At 38.8% G+C, this 17,491-nt stretch carries 12 protein-coding genes and 2 pseudogenes; 12 read left to right on the top strand and 2 right to left on the bottom strand.

Going from position 1 to position 17,491, the window contains the following annotated elements; genetic code table 11:
• Nucleotides 1-183: 183 nt before the first annotated feature.
• Both BMW59_RS10925 and BMW59_RS10920 read right to left on the bottom strand, forming a co-directional pair.
• A pseudogene (locus BMW59_RS10925) lies at nucleotides 184-719 on the bottom strand (phosphatase PAP2 family protein).
• Between the two features lie 32 nt (nucleotides 720-751).
• Complete coding sequence (locus tag BMW59_RS10920) at nucleotides 752-2,089, bottom strand: hypothetical protein (RefSeq protein ID WP_093051637.1); 1,338 nt, start codon at nucleotides 2,087-2,089, stop codon at nucleotides 752-754.
• Nucleotides 2,090-2,654: 565 nt separating this feature from the next.
• On the opposite strand from BMW59_RS10920, the gene BMW59_RS10915 reads away from it, so the two are divergent.
• The 12 genes and pseudogenes from BMW59_RS10915 to BMW59_RS22445 form a co-directional block, all read left to right on the top strand.
• The gene (locus tag BMW59_RS10915) at nucleotides 2,655-4,379 is read left to right on the top strand and encodes a SpaA isopeptide-forming pilin-related protein (RefSeq protein WP_177174303.1); all 1,725 of its coding nucleotides are present in this window, start codon (nucleotides 2,655-2,657) and stop codon (nucleotides 4,377-4,379) included.
• Between the two features lie 237 nt (nucleotides 4,380-4,616).
• Nucleotides 4,617-5,426: a class C sortase gene (locus BMW59_RS10910; RefSeq protein WP_245733067.1), complete on the top strand. Its 810-nt coding sequence runs from the start codon at nucleotides 4,617-4,619 to the stop codon at nucleotides 5,424-5,426.
• Nucleotides 5,423-6,103, top strand: coding sequence for a class C sortase (locus BMW59_RS10905; RefSeq protein WP_093051631.1), 681 nt, complete (start codon nucleotides 5,423-5,425; stop codon nucleotides 6,101-6,103). The genes BMW59_RS10910 and BMW59_RS10905 overlap by 4 nt, the downstream gene beginning before the upstream one ends.
• A gap of 8 nt (nucleotides 6,104-6,111) precedes the next feature.
• Nucleotides 6,112-11,277: a SpaA isopeptide-forming pilin-related protein gene (locus BMW59_RS10900; protein ID WP_177174302.1), complete on the top strand. Its 5,166-nt coding sequence runs from the start codon at nucleotides 6,112-6,114 to the stop codon at nucleotides 11,275-11,277.
• A 183-nt stretch (nucleotides 11,278-11,460) separates the two neighbouring features.
• On the top strand, nucleotides 11,461-11,613 hold the full coding sequence (locus BMW59_RS21735; RefSeq protein ID WP_177174301.1) for a response regulator: 153 nt from the start codon (nucleotides 11,461-11,463) through the stop codon (nucleotides 11,611-11,613).
• A 545-nt stretch (nucleotides 11,614-12,158) separates the two neighbouring features.
• Nucleotides 12,159-12,341 carry a hypothetical protein gene (locus BMW59_RS10895; protein WP_093051628.1) on the top strand — a complete coding sequence of 61 codons (183 nt, stop codon included), beginning with the start codon at nucleotides 12,159-12,161 and terminating at the stop codon, nucleotides 12,339-12,341.
• 178 nt (nucleotides 12,342-12,519) lie between these two features.
• On the top strand, nucleotides 12,520-12,684 hold the full coding sequence (locus BMW59_RS21730; protein ID WP_177174300.1) for a hypothetical protein: 165 nt from the start codon (nucleotides 12,520-12,522) through the stop codon (nucleotides 12,682-12,684).
• 214 nt (nucleotides 12,685-12,898) lie between these two features.
• Nucleotides 12,899-13,090: a hypothetical protein gene (locus BMW59_RS10890; RefSeq protein ID WP_093051625.1), complete on the top strand. Its 192-nt coding sequence runs from the start codon at nucleotides 12,899-12,901 to the stop codon at nucleotides 13,088-13,090.
• Nucleotides 13,091-13,345: 255 nt separating this feature from the next.
• On the top strand, nucleotides 13,346-14,044 hold the full coding sequence (locus BMW59_RS10885; RefSeq protein WP_093051622.1) for a class A sortase: 699 nt from the start codon (nucleotides 13,346-13,348) through the stop codon (nucleotides 14,042-14,044).
• Nucleotides 14,045-14,082: 38 nt separating this feature from the next.
• A complete protein-coding gene (locus tag BMW59_RS21725; protein WP_177174299.1) occupies nucleotides 14,083-14,250 on the top strand; it encodes a hypothetical protein in 168 nt (55 codons plus the stop codon).
• The gene (locus tag BMW59_RS10880) at nucleotides 14,247-14,468 is read left to right on the top strand and encodes a hypothetical protein (RefSeq protein WP_093051619.1); all 222 of its coding nucleotides are present in this window, start codon (nucleotides 14,247-14,249) and stop codon (nucleotides 14,466-14,468) included. Before BMW59_RS21725 ends, BMW59_RS10880 begins: the two co-directional genes overlap by 4 nt.
• Nucleotides 14,469-16,101: 1,633 nt before the next feature.
• Nucleotides 16,102-17,445: pseudogene (locus BMW59_RS22445) on the top strand (fibrinogen-binding adhesin SdrG C-terminal domain-containing protein); the annotation flags it as partial.
• Nucleotides 17,446-17,491 lie beyond the last annotated feature (46 nt).

Genomic DNA, 17,491 nt, shown 5'->3' with positions numbered 1-17,491 from the left:
TATCTTGGCTCTTAGTTCCGCACTGAGTGGCTCTATTGTCCGCAATTGGTGGCTTAAAAGTCCGCATAACTGGCTCTTTCCTAATGCAATACTCAGACGAGCAAAATGATTGAAAAGGTTAGCTGTTATGGCTAGAAATAACTAATTGCTGACACTGGAAAGTAGATGGCTGTGTTTAATAATTTAGTTCTTACGTGAAACGGTTAATTTAATGATAAGTGCAGCGGTCACAATGCCAAGGAGTGAACCTGCTATCGTATCTATTGGGAAATGAACGCCTACGTACAATCGGGAATAGGCAAAGATTAAGCCTAACGGAACAGCCCAGTACTTGGAGCTTGGAAAAAGTACACGAGCGTTGTCATGGCCGCAAAGGAAGTGGCTGCATGGGCGGAAGGAAACGAACTGGACAGCGGCGGGTCTACGAGCAGTCGCACGCCTTCTTCAGATAGAGGTGGTCTTGGACGTGGGACGAACTGGTTGATGACCGCTTGCAGAATAAACACAATACCGACGCTAAGAGCAAGTGTCCGTCCGGCCGCAAAGCCTCCCACTCGCTTATGACATAAGAAGAGGAGGCCCACAACAACCCACCAAAAAAGCCCCACCTCACTAATGGCTGTGAGAAAGACTGTGATAGGATCCAGTGCTTCTAAGTAATAGTGCTGGTTCAGTTTTTCAAACAGGCGCTTGTCTAATTCGATGATTGATTCCACCATACATGGACTCCTTTTGGTGACTGCTTTAGGAACTACTTAACTGACACACCTAAGGCCTCAGAATTTTTCTCCTCAAATATAAAGGTCAGTCGACGGTCGAAAACATTAAAGTCGACGTGGTAATAGAAGTCCAGTTCACTAAAACCTTCAGAGGTCGGCTTGCCGAATATGTTCCTAACATCTTTGTAATGGGGGTTACCTATAATATGAGGTCTAGTAGCTATTTCTATTACGTGATTCTCCTCTTGAGAGACAAGGTAAGAATAATCCTCATATATATAATAGTCTGCTCCAGGACCATAAAAGTTTAATTCTACGGCTAAAGCCGGGCCTAATTCTGCTTCAACATCCTCTACAATTTGCCCTAAATGTAACTCTGAATCCATCAAATAGCCTTGTACAAGCTGATTTTCAAAAAACTCGTCATTTAAGAGACTATTATATTGAACGTCTGGTTTCTCTTCCACAAAAAATTCTGCCTCTGAGTTAAACCGGCTGGCATAGTCTTCTCCCATATAAAAGTCATCGCCGCTAAACTCGAACGTTTCCTTAACTTCAAAACTATAATTAGGAACGTTCAGTTGTATGGTTTGAAATGTCCACGTTCCTGACTGGTTGTTATACCAGTAATGCTGGAACTGTTGATCACCTATACTTTTATATGTCGATGAGTTTCCATGCAGGTCAGGGTAGGAGATACTGTGGAGCTCGCCTTCATCCACCATGAATCCAACAGTTTCTACTATATTACTTGCCATATCCTGCTGAAAGAAAAGAAGATCAGGATCGTTTTTGAGCGTATAGTATGGCATACGGTTATGATTAAAAGTCCAATTATCCAGAGATTCAGATTGGACTTCCACAAACTTGCTTTCAGGAGCTCTCAAAGCAAACTGGTAATTTCCTTCTGTTATCGTATCCCCGGCTTCGGCACCTACCCAAGTGTCTTCCTGAGTAAATTCTTTTTCATTATCGCTGAATAAATAAACAGTATAAGGTTCTCCCTCCCTGTTGTGAACGAGAAATTCTTCTCGGATATCAGCCTCAAATTCTTCGATTGCAATCCCATCTTCAGAGGGATCCTCCTCTTTATTAGCTTCATTTTTTTGTTGCTCTTCATTCTCATCATTTTCAGAATTGTTATCTTCTAGCTGGGATCCATCTTCGTTACTTCCAGAATTATTTTCTTCTGGCTGAGCTGCATCTTCTTTACTTTCGGAAGAGTTATCTTCTGAAAGTATTACTTCCTCATTACTCTCAGAAGTGTTGTCCTCTGAAAGTGCTGCAATTTCGTCTGTTTCCGTTTCCTGGCACCCTGCAACTAGAAACAAAATACAAATAATACCCCATGAATATTTCTTTAATGCCATACCTTTAGCTCCCCTTTTTTAAATAAGAATGGAATACATATCAAATTAAGTATGCTATATAACTAGCAAATATACAATAATTGGCAAACTGGAAAATGACTTACATTTATCAAAAAATATTTTTAATAGTGAGGAATAAAAAAAGCCGGGGCTTTTTTTCGCCTCTGCTTTCCCAATTATTTAGTTTTGATGCGTGGGTATGTTAGGGCAGAGAAAGCTTTTCAACAAAATGAATATCATGTCAGCCAAGTACTGAGAGAATATTATAATAATATATCTATTAATAATAGTGAAGGTGGATACATATTAACGACTACTAACTGTTTAATAGATATAACTCTGGTTTGAAAAAATAAAAAAACTGCTAACGATTAAAATTAATTTCAGGTGATTGTGAAAGGTAAGTGTAGATTTGTGGAACGGATGTAAAGAATTTGTATAGTTATGTCTAGTAATCTTTATATAATTATAAATATATTGTTTTAAATTTATGTAGAAAATAAAAAAGGGGGAGATTGTAAGGTTAACTTAAAGTGATTGAATAATGTATCGAAGGGAGACTAACATGAAAACTAAAATTTTTAAAATCAGCTTAATGATGATCATTCTTATGAGTTCATTTTTAACATTGCAGGCAGTTAGTGCATACAGCGTTCTTGGAGATGAAGCTAATCCGACGCTTACTATCCATAAATTTGAACAAGAGCCTGGTACGGAAACAGGAGTAGGAACTGGTTTACCTGATCAAGGGATCGAAGAAGGAGATCCTTTACAAGGTGTCATCTTTGAAATCACTCAAACGCACTCATATGATCCTGATACAAACACATGGTCAGAAGTGACTGATGGAGAGATTTACACGGGCGTTACTGAAGAAAATGGACAAGTTGTATTTGAAGGTATCGAATTAGGGCGATATGAAGTGAGAGAAACTGACGGCCCTAACGAAGTTGTCTTAAATCCAGATACTTATTCTGTCGATATTCCAATGACGAACACAGATGGTGATACTTTAAATTATAATGTTCACATTTATCCTAAAAATGAAATAGTTCGAGGAGCAGTAGAACTGATAAAAGAAGACGAAGATAGAAACCCGTTATCTGGTGCAGAATTCGCTCTTTATCAAGTTGCAGAAGAGGGAGAAGATGAGCTGATAGCGGAAGGGTTAGCAACAGATGCAAAAGGTCTTATTCAGTTCAACGGACTAGCATTTGGTGATTACTATTTTCTAGAGACAGCCTCTCCGGATGGCTACACGTTAAACAATGAGCCGGTGACGTTCTCTATCACAGAGCCGGGCGTCATAAATGAAGATGGAAGTACATCCGGCGAAGTCATAAACGTTGACAAAGTCAACTTTGAAGACCCGGATGTAGAAAAGAATATTGTGGACCCTGAAACAGGTGACCTGATTGATTTCCTGGAAATCGTGCGTTCTCAGGAGTATGACTATCAAATAGACAGTCACCTGCCAGGTGATATTCAGAATTATGAGACGTACACGTTAACGGATACGTTAGACGGCCGTTTATTGCTCGTTGAAGATTCTCTGGAAGTGACGGTAGATGGCGAAGCTTTCACAGGTGTTGACCTTACAGTTAATGGTCAGGACATCATCGTGGACGTGACGGACTTTGCAGCGTTAGAAGGTGCCCAGACACTCACACTAACATTTACTGCGATGATCAGCCCGGATGCGGAGCTTGAGCCTGGCGAAACAGGGATTCCGAACGACGTAACGCTTGATTTTGACAATGACTCAGGTGAAGAGGGTTTCATCACACCACCACCAGTTATGGTAGAGCCGGTAGATGGCGGCTTAACGGTGATAAAAGTTGATGCAGCCGATAATGACATCGTATTGGAAGGTGCTGTGTTTGATCTGTTAGATGGAGAAGGAAACCCGATAGACGTTCCGGAGGATTCGGTGATCCGTGTTAACGGTGAAACAGTGACATCATTACAGGATCTTGTGACGAATGAAGACGGTGAGCTTGTCATTACGGGACTGAACCCAGGGGAGTATCAGCTCGTGGAAACCCAGGCACCAACATACCCAGATGACAACGGGGAACAACAATCCTACCGTTTGCTTACAAGCCCGATTGATATTGAAATTACGGATGCGTCAGCTGAGGATTATGAAGTACAGGTAGAAAACTCTAGACCAGGCTGGGCTTTACCTGAAACAGGCGGGCTTGGTACCATCCTTTTCACATTCTTTGGACTTCTAATGATTGGAGCGGCAGGTTTCTTATTTTTACGAAGAGATACTAAAACAGCTTAAAACTATTACTTTTAAATTGTAAAGGTGTTGATAACTATGTGTTGCGGTCTAGGCTCAATTATGTGCACCGTTTCAGGAACATTTATAATGACGGTGGCAACGTATTTATTAACTCGTTAGATAGATGAATTAAAGATTATTTAGCGCTGAATAAAGAGGTGCCTTGACAAAAGGAAAGAGTATATTTCGTATATTCTTTCCTTTTAGTAAATTGCAGGAGGAAAATTTTTGAAGCGTGTGATCATTATATTGACGTTTTTAGTTGGAGCGGGGCTGCTATTGTATCCGCATGTCAGTCATTGGTGGATGACAGAGCGTCATATTAATATAATTCAAAATTATGATGGAAATGTAAGTGCTATGTCAGAGAGGGAAAAACAACAGCAACTTGAAAATGTAAAGAGGTTCAACGAGAACATTAATTTTGAGGAAGCACCTCTCACAGATCCTTTTGAGACATCGCCAGATGAAGAACTGGAAGGTAGCGGTTATTACAATTTACTGAATGTTGGAGAAACAATGGGGTATGTGAACATACCATTAATTGATATTAGACTCCCAATTTTTCATGGGACTGGGGATGATGTTTTGGATCGTGGCGCAGGTCATATGTCTAATACCTCAATGCCAGGCGGTGGGGAAAATACTCACACTGTTATCACTGCTCACAGAGGGTTAGCAAGAACAAAAATGTTTCGTGATTTAGATCAGCTTAAAGTGGGCGATATTTTTGAAATCCAAGTTTTAGACGAAACATTGCATTACGAGGTGGAACATATTGAGAAAGTATTGCCACATGAAACGGAGCTTCTTGCTTTACAGGAAGGAAGAGATTTAGCCACCTTGATTACATGTACCCCTTATGGCATCAATACTCACCGGTTATTAGTAACAGGTGAGCGGATTCATGCAGAAGAAGAAAAAGTAGACCAGGAAGTCAGCACCAGCCAGTCATTTCCTTGGCATTGGATTGTGGTTTTAGTGCTGATTTCGATTACTATAATAGTAGCGAAAAAAGTCCGAAAAAAAAGACAGGATAATGTATGATGAAAAAGAAATTAGGATTTCTTCTGTTAATATTAGGAGTACTGGTTTTAACCTATCCACATATTGCTGAGCTAATTAACAATCACAATCTATCTAGACAGTCGAATGATTATCTCTCCAAATACGAAGAACCTGGATATGATTCCGGACAGAAATTAGAAGAAATAAGGAAGTGTAATGACAGATTATACTCACTGGCCAACGACTTTCAAGACCCGTTTGTAGATATAAATAACGAGGGTGTAACGAATTGTGATTTGATATCCGACAGTGAAATATTTGCTGTACTCGAAATTCCTAAGTTAGATTTGATGCTTCCAATATATTTAGGGGCTTCTGAGAACAACCTTTCCAGAGGAGTCAGCCAAGTAGAGGGCTCGTCATTACCTGCTGGGGGAGAAAATACCCATTCACTATTAGCTGGCCACCGAGGGATGGCTACTAAGGAGATGTTTCGACATTTGGACCGTTTAGACCTAGGGGATAAATTCCATATTCATTTGTTTGATGAAAGTTTAACTTATGAAATAAATGACACAGAGGTGGTTTATCCATGGGAAACGGATCACCTCGGTATTCAGGACGGGAAGGATTTAGTGACCCTGTTTACGTGTCATCCTTATAGAAGTAATGACCAACGGTTACTTGTGTGGGGCGAACGTTATACCGGCAATTAACAATGCCGGTGTCTAAAAGGAGAGATGATGTAATGAATATAAGGCGGATGCTGCTTAAAAAAATTACGCTCTCATGGTTAATAATGCTTCTTATTTTTACCCAATTGAGTCCGTTCTATACGAATGCCGAGGGAAGTATTAAAGAAGAAAAGAAAGACAACTATGTGAGTGAAACTACTCAGGAGGGGGAGATTCATGAAGAATCTGAATCTATTGGGCAGAATGAGGGGTCCCTTTTAATTAATCTCGAATATAATAACGATATTATTGAATCAGGAGAAGAGGGGATATTGGATGTCTTCATCCACCCAGAGGATCCAGATTCAAAAGAGATAGTGAGAGACCTGCAAATTAACTTGCCGGACGATGACAAATTGTCGCTTGATTTAGATCCAGATTCGATAGTAGTTGACGGGAAGAAACCTCTCTATGATCAGGAAGGAGACTCCCTCAATTATGAAGATGTCAAGGTGTCTGATGATAAACCTATTGAATTGGCTCTAGAATTCACGCCAACATTTAAAGACGATGTCAAAGCCGGTATGGTTAGTGCCAGCTTTTCTGTGGGAACGACTTTACCGGGAGAAAGTGACATATTAGAAGAAGAAAGTAATACCTTTCAAATTGAAAAAATAGATGATGATGAATCTGATAAAAATGATCAAGTAAACGATGAAGAGGTTAATGAAAAAGAAGTATCAGCGGGTAAAAAAGAAGATGAGACCGTAGAATACTCTGGAAAATCAGACAATTTAACAAACTCTAACAGTGATAACGAAACTAATGAGAACACAGTAAAAGAAGAGTCGTCAGAAGATGTAAAAGAAAATGAGGAACGTAGTGGAAGTGAAGACACTGAATCGCCAGAGTCTAACAGTGATAACGAAACTAGTGAGAACATAGTAAAAGAAGAGTCGATGGAAGACGTAAAAGAAAATGAGGAACTTAGAGAAAGTGAAGACACTCAAGTATCAGAAGAAACTGATGAAGGAGTTGGCATCAAAGTCAGTGGCGATTCTTTGGAAATTATGACCGATTTCTCCTCATCAAATGAAGCCAAGCAGGCGGTAACCGGTGATGATATTAACTTGGAAATATCATATGAAGCACTGCAAGATACCGTATTATCGGGACGAGAGGCATTGTATGAACTGGAGATAAAAGTGACGGGTTCCCGAAATCATTATACAGACGGGAATCTATTGATTAATTTACCTGACCCTGAAGATGGTCCTGTAAATTATCCGCAGCTGGAAAATGGTGAAGTAGAAGAGTCATTGAAAATAGCAGGTGTTCTTCCGGTCTATGATGAAGCTGCTGGGACATTGACTTATATTTTTGATGAACTTAGGACTGGAGAAACGTATCGCACGCAGATACAGGCATCACCTGCTTTAGGGTTGACACCGGTTAGCGACAATGACGAAAACGAGCGTTTTATTGAGTCGTTCCTCACCTTTACTGTTGATCAGTTGGACGGTGAGATGATGATTGAGCCAGATCCAGTACAAATTATTTCGGATGGAAACCTTTCTATAACCAAATCATTTGATACAGTTTTTAGAGAAGAGAATGGCACACTTGAGCCAACTACTGAACGTGCTGTTTCAGGGGATTATCTCAAGTGGGACATCGCTTCGGCTATTACTAAACGCCAAGCGGGGTTCTCGTATGTTGATGAAACTTCTGAAATTGTTATTACTGATACGTTACCTGATGAAGTTATTTTTAACGAAGAAGATCAGTTAGAAGAGTTTAATGGAGTATATGATGCGGATGCTAATACAGTAACCTGGACGGTTGAAGCGCCATCGATAGAGGAGCAGGAAGCAGTAGGGATTTCTGATTCTATATTCCAATTTCAAGAATCAATTATTGTAGAAATAGGGCAGTTACCTGATTCAGAACTGGTCCGTATCGAAAATACGGCGGATGTGGAAACTTCTTTTAATAACGGGGTAATTAAAACTTCGACAAATTCAAGCAGCATCACTGTTGGAGAAAGTACAAATAAAACTCCTCCTATAGAAGGAACCTATTATACTCCTAATCACTTTGGTCCGATTGATGGGACTGGATCAATCCAGGGTGCTTCCAATAGAGGTGAAGTAATCACAGTTGGGGACGATGCATTTCTTAATTTTATGCTAAATCATACTGTGTCATATACTAATAATGGAGTAACCGGTGGAATTTGGTCTCCTGATAATAGAGGAACCGGTAACCAATGGGGCGGATATAATAATTACATTGAGGATGGGATGCTAGCATTTGATTTACAATCTTTTACTCAGGAGTATGAAATAGATGACAAACTTTCTATAACTGAAATTAATTTGCATATGCCAGTAACCTGGTATAAAAACACATTAAATCCGGAACCTACCCCTGAAGTATTACATCCTCAAATTAGTTTTATGGTGAACGGTGAGTGGACAGATCCTGTGACTCACAGCTTTGATCCGACAGCACCTGAAGGGACTCGATATCATAGGGAAATAATTGATCCAAATGATTATGGATTACCTGAAGGAGCTCATGCAGAGCGAGTTCGCTTTGTTTATAATGATGCCCCTGGAGGCGTACACGTCAGAAATATTCTTGGATTTAATGTATATGAAGGTGCGGAAGGCAGAGCAACAAATACTTTAACCAATGCTTGGGTGTTAAATAATGGCGATGCTTTTTCGATTAGCTCAGATGAAGAAAGCGACCGAGTTGGTCCACGTTCTGTGATTATTACCCAAACCCCTGAGCCAGAACCTCCGATCGTAGAAACATCAATTGGGTTTCTCGATGATAATGATAGTTTTATTCCTGGTGACCGATTTGTTGAAGAAGGAACAAACCGAATAAGAGTTGAATTTAAGAATTTATCGGTGTCTGAATCGAACTTAAGGACCCCACTGGAGATTGTTGCCATGCTACCACCTGGGGTTGAACTTGCAAGCAATATGAAGGCAACATACAGTGACAATTCAGAAGAACCAGATTATGAAATACTGGACGAAATCAATGATCGTCAAGTAATTAAGTTTAATTACGATAACCGTCGTCTATTACCTGGGGAATCTTTATCCGCTTATTTTGATGTAGTCGTGACAGAAGAAGCTCCATCGGAGATGATAATGAATGTTTATGGTTTCTCAGGTTCGGAGGAATTTACAGCACCAGATTCTTCAGGGAATCTGACAGATACTATCATTACAGAGGACCAAAATGATGTCAATCAGAATGAAAACTCCACAGAAATTCATGCAGAGTCTGGAAATGTATACAATATTGCTCGTCCAAATAATCTTCAGATTGAAAAAGGGGTTCGGGTAAGCGGCTCGGAAGATGATTTTAGCGATTTTGCCGTAACAACAAATTGTGAACGTGAAATCGAATATCAGTTTACGATTACCAACACGACCGGTGAGGTCATTCGGAATTTCTATTTCCTTGACGTCCTGCCATCTGAAGGGGACTCTGGTATTACAGATAATGTGGACCGGGGGAGTAACTTTGAAGTAACATTGACAGAGGCAATTTCGTTTGAAGAAACACCTTGGGAAGGTCGGGTAACTGTCTTTTATAGTGAATCCAAAATCCCTTCCAGGGAAGAAATGCATGAAAAAGTTGACTATGAAGATGATGAATCTCCTCACCCGGATCCACCAGGGGCAGAAGATCCTGACTGGATCACAGAATCAGCAGTCACAGATTGGAGATCCATCCATAGTTTTAAGATTGAATTAAACAACGGTGCAGAATGGATTGAGGGTCAAGATATATCTTTTACAGTGAAAGCTCAACCAGAGGAATTGACTGAAGGTGATCAAAACCTGGATACTGAAATCCCGCACCGAGAAAGGGCAGCCTGGAACTCATTTGCGGTAACAGCTAATGGATTAAAACCTGTTGAACCATTGCGAGTTGGGGTGGCGATGGACTCTTGTGGAGGAGCAGTAGAACTGATAAAAGAAGACGAAGATAGAAACCCGTTATCTGGTGCAGAATTCGCTCTTTATCAAGTTGCAGAAGAGGGAGAAGATGAGCTGATAGCGGAAGGGTTAGCAACAGATGCAAAAGGTCTTATTCAGTTCAACGGACTAGCATTTGGTGATTACTATTTTCTAGAGACAGCCTCTCCGGATGGCTACACGTTAAACAATGAGCCGGTGACGTTCTCTATCACAGAGCCGGGCGTCATAAATGAAGATGGAAGTACATCCGGCGAAGTCATAAACGTTGACAAAGTCAACTTTGAAGACCCGGATGTAGAAAAGAATATTGTGGACCCTGAAACAGGTGACCTGATTGATTTCCTGGAAATCGTGCGTTCTCAGGAGTATGACTATCAAATAGACAGTCACCTGCCAGGTGATATTCAGAATTATGAGACGTACACGTTAACGGATACGTTAGACGGCCGTTTATTGCTCGTTGAAGATTCTCTGGAAGTGACGGTAGATGGCGAAGCTTTCACAGGTGTTGACCTTACAGTTAATGGTCAGGACATCATCGTGGACGTGACGGACTTTGCAGCGTTAGAAGGTGCCCAGACACTCACACTAACATTTACTGCGATGATCAGCCCGGATGCGGAGCTTGAGCCTGGCGAAACAGGGATTCCGAACGACGTAACGCTTGATTTTGACAATGACTCAGGTGAAGAGGGTTTCATCACACCACCACCAGTTATGGTAGAGCCGGTAGATGGCGGCTTAACGGTGATAAAAGTTGATGCAGCCGATAATGACATCGTATTGGAAGGTGCTGTGTTTGATCTGTTAGATGGAGAAGGAAACCCGATAGACGTTCCGGAGGATTCGGTGATCCGTGTTAACGGTGAAACAGTGACATCATTACAGGATCTTGTGACGAATGAAGACGGTGAGCTTGTCATTACGGGACTGAACCCAGGGGAGTATCAGCTCGTGGAAACCCAGGCACCAACATACCCAGATGACAACGGGGAACAACAATCCTACCGTTTGCTTACAAGCCCGATTGATATTGAAATTACGGATGCGTCAGCTGAGGATTATGAAGTACAGGTAGAAAACTCTAGATCAGGCTGGGCAATACCAGAGACAGGCGGCTTAGGGACTTGGTTGTTTACGTTATTTGGGGGCTTGTTAATGGGAGTGGCTGCGTTTATGATGTTTAGAAAAAAGAAAACAAAATAAGTCTAACTTTTAGAAAGTGGAAGATTTCAGAAGGGGTGTTTACAAAATAGTTCGCAGCTAGTATATCTTTGAGTGACATTTTCGGAGATAATCCGAGCATGTCACTCTTTAAATATGAAAACCTCCTATATCGAACGGGCTTTACCTTGGTCGGCAGAATTACCCTATAGGCGAGAGTAATAATTGTTTTTAATAGCACACAGGGATTTCGCCATAGAAGCCTTTGAACTTCTTACTGCAGATTACCTGGTTAAACGGAAAGGATATGAACGTCTATATAACACAATTGAACGCCTGAAAAAACGTTCTGAAGTCCCTTCAATCAAAAATGGATGACGTATTAATTTGAAAAACGGATCGGTGATCTGCAGTGTTATTGAAACCGTTAAAGACCAGTGAAATCAGTCTTTTCCATTACTTGACATAACTGTCTAAAAACTCAGCCAATTATGAAGGTTTCTTAAATGACCAGATTTTACCATTACTCTTTGATTTTCCAGACACCTTGATGTATCTCATATCATATTAGTATAAAGAAGTCCCCATCTATGTTTTAGGTGGGGATTGTTCTTTGCTTACATTAGTTAAGAAGATGTAAAGTTTTTGTACAGATGAAAAGGGTAAAATTAATCACATCATTTTAGGAATAACTATACAACGCTACTAAAGAACTAGGAGGAGGGGGAGGAAGCTTAGATTAAATTGCAGCTGTGACATCTTGGGTTATGTTCGGGGAATATCACGATTTTATTATGGAAAATTCCAATCAGAACCTGTGTTGTTACCAATGCTGCTATGATTATATGAAAAAATCAGCCGCACGTTGCATTTATTTTGTAAATAATTAAAAGTGAAAATTTAATAAAAAAGGATGTAATTTTATGGAAGATAAATATTCTATAATTTTGATTAACAATCTAGGAGAAATTAAAGAAATTGAGTTTGAAGAAACTAATAAAAAAGTAGATATACTCACGGTGAATGATAAGGCGAAAGCAATAGAATATTATCATGTTTATAAAAACAGATATAAAAATTTATCTGTAAAATTAATTAAAAGCTAGTATTGAATTATGGCATACAAAATAGGTTCAGATAATGGTGCAAATAGTATCGAACTATAAAAAGGTTAAAATAACTATTCTGAACATTACTCTACTCATTTCACTTTCAGTCTATTATGTCTATTCATCAAATATTTCGATGTGCTTTAGATGATTTTTATGTAAAGGAGGGAAAAGTATGTGGTTTAAGTACTATGTAGGAAATATGGAAGATTTGAGTACGGGTATTATTCAATCGAAGTCCGCTTCTGCAGCCTTTAAGAATGTAAAAAACAAATACAAGATTAATAATGAAGGTGAAAGCTCAAATACCAGGATTATTATGATTAGACTAAAGTTATAAGTTTAAATTTAGAGGTCTCAAATATTTTCACATAATAATATACTGGAAACCCAGATTGTTAAAGGAATGCATGTAATCCTTTCAAAGACAGTTTTTTTATTTAGAACTCAAACTATCTTTTATCAAATGACTAAGTAACTATTAAAAAATTTAGGCATGGCTGGTTCGTTCATATAATAGGAACGTCAACAATATAAAACTATTGGAGGACATTATGGAACAAGGAGATTGTATTTATCAGTATTCTCGTATTAAAAAAATTCTAACTGCGTTTGCAGAGAGAAACAACGTTACAAACATTGACTTTGAAGAAAATAATTACCTTGATGATGATCAAAATTATAAAATACTTTTACTTGTAGCAAGTTTTTTAGAGAAGTTCGAAAAAGAAAAAATTAGTAAATGAAAAATAGATTAAGACATCATTACGACTTGTAGATGCTCATCTTTATGGGAAAAGCAAGGTGAACATTATTCATCTGGATCTGTACAAAATAATGGCCTTATATATAAATTAGTTTCGGGTATCATGGCAGTAAGTATATCACTGCCGATTAAATTTAGATAGTTAATTAATTTGTATTAGTATTATATAGTAATTGATTTTTTAGATAACTAGGAGAGGGGAATATCTCCCTCTTCAACCAAAGGGGGGGTAGTCATGAAGGATGGAATTATTAAAATAACAGGTATTCTGATCGTTCTGACAGGGCTAATATTAGTCTTGTGGCAACCACTTAATAATCATGTTATTTCACCTTATATAATCGGACAGGCACAAGAAGAAGTACTGTCACTTTCATATGAGGACTACGAACGCAATCGTGAAACATTGGAACGAAGAATTGAAACAGAATCAGAAGAAGAATTATTTGATTATGGGAGTGTTGAGAGTTTAGATTCTCTTTCCGTCAGAATTGACATTGATCATGAATTTGCTATTGGTAACATCTTAATTCCTTCTGTGGATGTGCATTTACCTATCTTAATGGGGACGAATGATGAAACATTAAAAGCAGGAATTGGAACAATGAAAGCAGATCAGGAAATGGGAAAAGGGAATTACGCCTTAGCAGGACATAACTCACGTAACCCTAGCCAGTTATTCGCACCAATTCGCAATATTGAAGAAGGCGAAGAGATCATTGTGACAGATAAGAATAACGTTTATATCTATGAAAAGGTATCAAGTGAAGTGGTTATGCCTGACCGTACAGATGTCATAAATGATGTAGAAGGTGAAGAATTAGTGACACTCGTTAGCTGTTATAGTGATGACGGTTCAGACCGTATTATAATTACAGGTGAATTAGTCGATGTGTTGGACTATGAAAATGTTGCGGAATTTTTAGAAAAATGAAATTACTGGATTGATGTAAAAAAAGGGGCGGAGAACACATGTATTTACAAATGCTTGCCGAACGAGAACAAATAATTAGAGAATTGCAATCTCAGAATTTTTACACTTTTGAGGGTAAACCACTAGAAAAATTGAGTAGAAAAGATTTGGATAGGGCTTACGTGCGATTGCCAGAATTAAAAGAAGTTAATCAGGTGAAATCATGACGGATAAGGAACGATTGGATAAGGTTATACAAATTGTAAACAGTTATAAAGAAACAGAAGATGTATTTGAACAATTATACTTATCTACTGAACTAATTCACAGTGATATGCCGTGGATTTTAGAACAAGTCCAAAAATCTATTGATCTAGTAAAAATATATGATGAACAGGTAAACCTAGTTATCAAACTGGCTAAAAAAATAGAAACATATAAGTGAAATTGAATAGGGGAGGAAGCGAAAAAATGAATAAACTGAAAACAGGTGTATTGCAAACAGGTGTGATTGGAGCGTTATCAGCTTGTGGGATTGACCATGGAGACACCACCAACCTAAATTTTTTGGAGCTGAAAGTGTAGGTGGACTTCAAAGTGCAAACGAAGGACAAGATAACATGAGAAAGTATATTCTTGCACATCTATATGCTTTTTATTAATTTTGCAGATATTAAGTTTATACAAATTGAGTGCTGCACCTGAAAAAGAACATTTATGCTGTCGAGTCTATCAGCTCCTGTCTCTTTCGTTATGGTCTGCCACTCCTTAAGGATGTCATCATATTTTCTATCCAACCGATCAATCGACTTATAAAGCTAGTCACCTTCAAGTAAGCGTCAAACAATCCCCACCTATTAAATAGATGGGGATTGTTTGACGCTTACTTAACAAGTGGATAATTTATGCAGGTCCTGGGGTTGTATAAAAGGACTGCTATAACTTATATGTTTAGTTTTCTATAAACAGGGATTTTAGTAAAGGATTTACGGTGTTTCAGTAATTGTAACTTTAACATCCTGACATCCGAACACGAATGCGAATGCTTCTTCTTTGGTTGCCATGTGAGGATTGATACTGTTACTTTGAACTGCTCCTCCAATGTCACCTGCGACTGCACCGCGAACCTTCCCCTTCAGCAGTAGAATTGTTTGAATGCTTGAAAATTCTTCGGGAGCCTCTGCACTATCTCTTTACTGGCTGTTGGATTTGGCCAGTTTCACTGGATTTGGAAGTAGTAGGAGTTGACACTTCGGTTCCCTGGTTATAGCGAATCGGCACATCAATCAATGTTGAATAAGTATCAGGTCCTGATAGACCATCAGAATCAATGATATGGTTCTCCTGGAAATGGCCTGTGAGAAGGTCGAATATTTCATCCAGGTCAAATTTTAGCAGTTTTCATGTGAAAAAACCTTAATTTTTTCACTTCTATAAAACAAAAAGTAAATGGAGGTTCGATGACTTCAGAACTTTACTTAATGTTTTGAAAAAGTACTGTTAAATCCTGAAAAAAATGATGAAAGATATTCGAATTTTTCTTACATGCCAGAAACCCTCAGAATTAATCCTGCTGTGCCTGCTTCATGACTCTATTAATTTTCCCCCTGTATAATTATCATTATTTCCTTGGTAACCCCAATCTTTGGTACGAGCTCCAAATATTCCATATATATCCTTCGCATGTTCGATCACCTCAAAAGTAATTCAATAGTGCAAAGCTTGAGTAACAATACATCATAGTTGTTTATAAGTATCTACTTTGAAAATTAGAAGAATATGTATTTTTATGTGAAATTACCGTAGTAAAAGACCCAAGAGAAACTACGGTTGTTCTAATGAGTCCAATAGTGCTGGCAAAGTTCGACTAAAATAGATATTTTAAACTATTAGAAATGTAAAGAATTTGTATATATTTGTTTGCCATAATTTATAAAACAATTGGTTATATTGCATAATCTTTAGATTGGTAGATTTTTTTAGAATTCTGATTTCTTTTTGGGGGGGATGCGTATGATTACGAGTGTTTAATGTGATCAAAGTTAGAAAATGTTTAAGATTGGAGATGAAATTACGCAATGTTTGAGAAAAATTACAAGTATGCCATACGCAAGCTGTCTACTGGAGTCGGGTCAGTAATTATTGGTGCCGCTTTGTTTATGTCTGGAACAGCTTCGGCTGCCGCAGACGAACAAGAAATGAATAGTGAGGAACAAGCGTCTGTAATTGAAGAATTAAGTGAGGAAGAAGACGTAAATGAACAAGAAGAATCCTCTGAGAAAGAGGAAGAAGTAGATCCTTCTGAAGAAGAGGGAGAAGAAGACCCTTCTGAGGAAGAAGAAGAAGACCCTTCTGAGGAAGAGGAAGAAGAAGACCCTTCTGAGGAAGAGGAAGAAGAAGACCCTTCTGAGGAAGAGGAAGAAGAAGACCCTTCTGAGGAAGAGGAAGAAGAAGACCCTTCTGAGGAAGAGGAAGAAGACGAATCTTCTGAGGAAGAGGAAGAAGACGAATCTTCTGAGGAAGAAGAAGACGAACCTTCTGAGGAAGAAGAAGAAGAATTCTCTGTATTCTCAGCTACTAATGAAGCACAAATTTCAAATGTAGAAGCTGAAGTGATTGATTCACCAGACCTGAGTGCAGACCCTACTACTATGGTAGTAAGCTTCACTGCTGAAACGTTGAATCCGGGTGAGACGATCACTGTTGATTTACCGGACTATTCTTTGACGTCAGGCCAGGGAGGGGACATTTTAGCTTCAGATGGCTCTGTGATAGCCCACGTAAGTGGAAAAGGTACTCCTCAATTAACATATACATTTACCGATTGGGTTGAAGGAAGAAGCGATTTTCAACTAGAGACCGAAATAAAGATTTTTGCAGACAATGTCGGAACTCCATATAACGGTCCTTATTCAGGTGAGATTAATTTTGGTGGGACTATTCTCGAACATGAGTACACCGTTGACTGGGGAGAAAGATCAACATCTTATGACGGAAGACTGGACATCAACGGGTTCCAAAACACTGAGCGGGATTCAGATGGTTATATCGAAAAATGGACCTTAGGGTGGCAGGTTAATGACAATAGTATTCCTTACAATGATGCCTGGGTACAGATTGGACCGCAGAATTGGGACCATCTAGATGATAGAGAAAATAATGGTTTCGAAGTGAAAGAAGATTTAGACATTAAAATTTATAGAAAAACAGATGGTGAGGCTTTTACAGATTCGGGTTATACGGATCCCTCTAGTTTAATAGATGTCACAGACGAATATTCTGATAGGATCTTTTTTGAAGAGGGTGGATATATAAATATTCATCTTGGGGATATATCTGATCAATACTATATAGAAGTAGTGGATAATAATGTGACAGATGAGCCTTATGATTATTATACTGCTGAAGCTACACTAATGGAAGGGAATTGGGATAACTTCACAGGATGGGAGCCAGCTGGTTACTTCC

The organism is Salipaludibacillus aurantiacus (genome assembly GCF_900111295.1).
GTDB lineage: Bacteria > Bacillota > Bacilli > Bacillales > Salisediminibacteriaceae > Salipaludibacillus > Salipaludibacillus aurantiacus.
The sequence above is the reverse complement of the archived record's forward strand: the minus strand, read 5'-3'. Positions and strand labels throughout refer to the sequence as shown.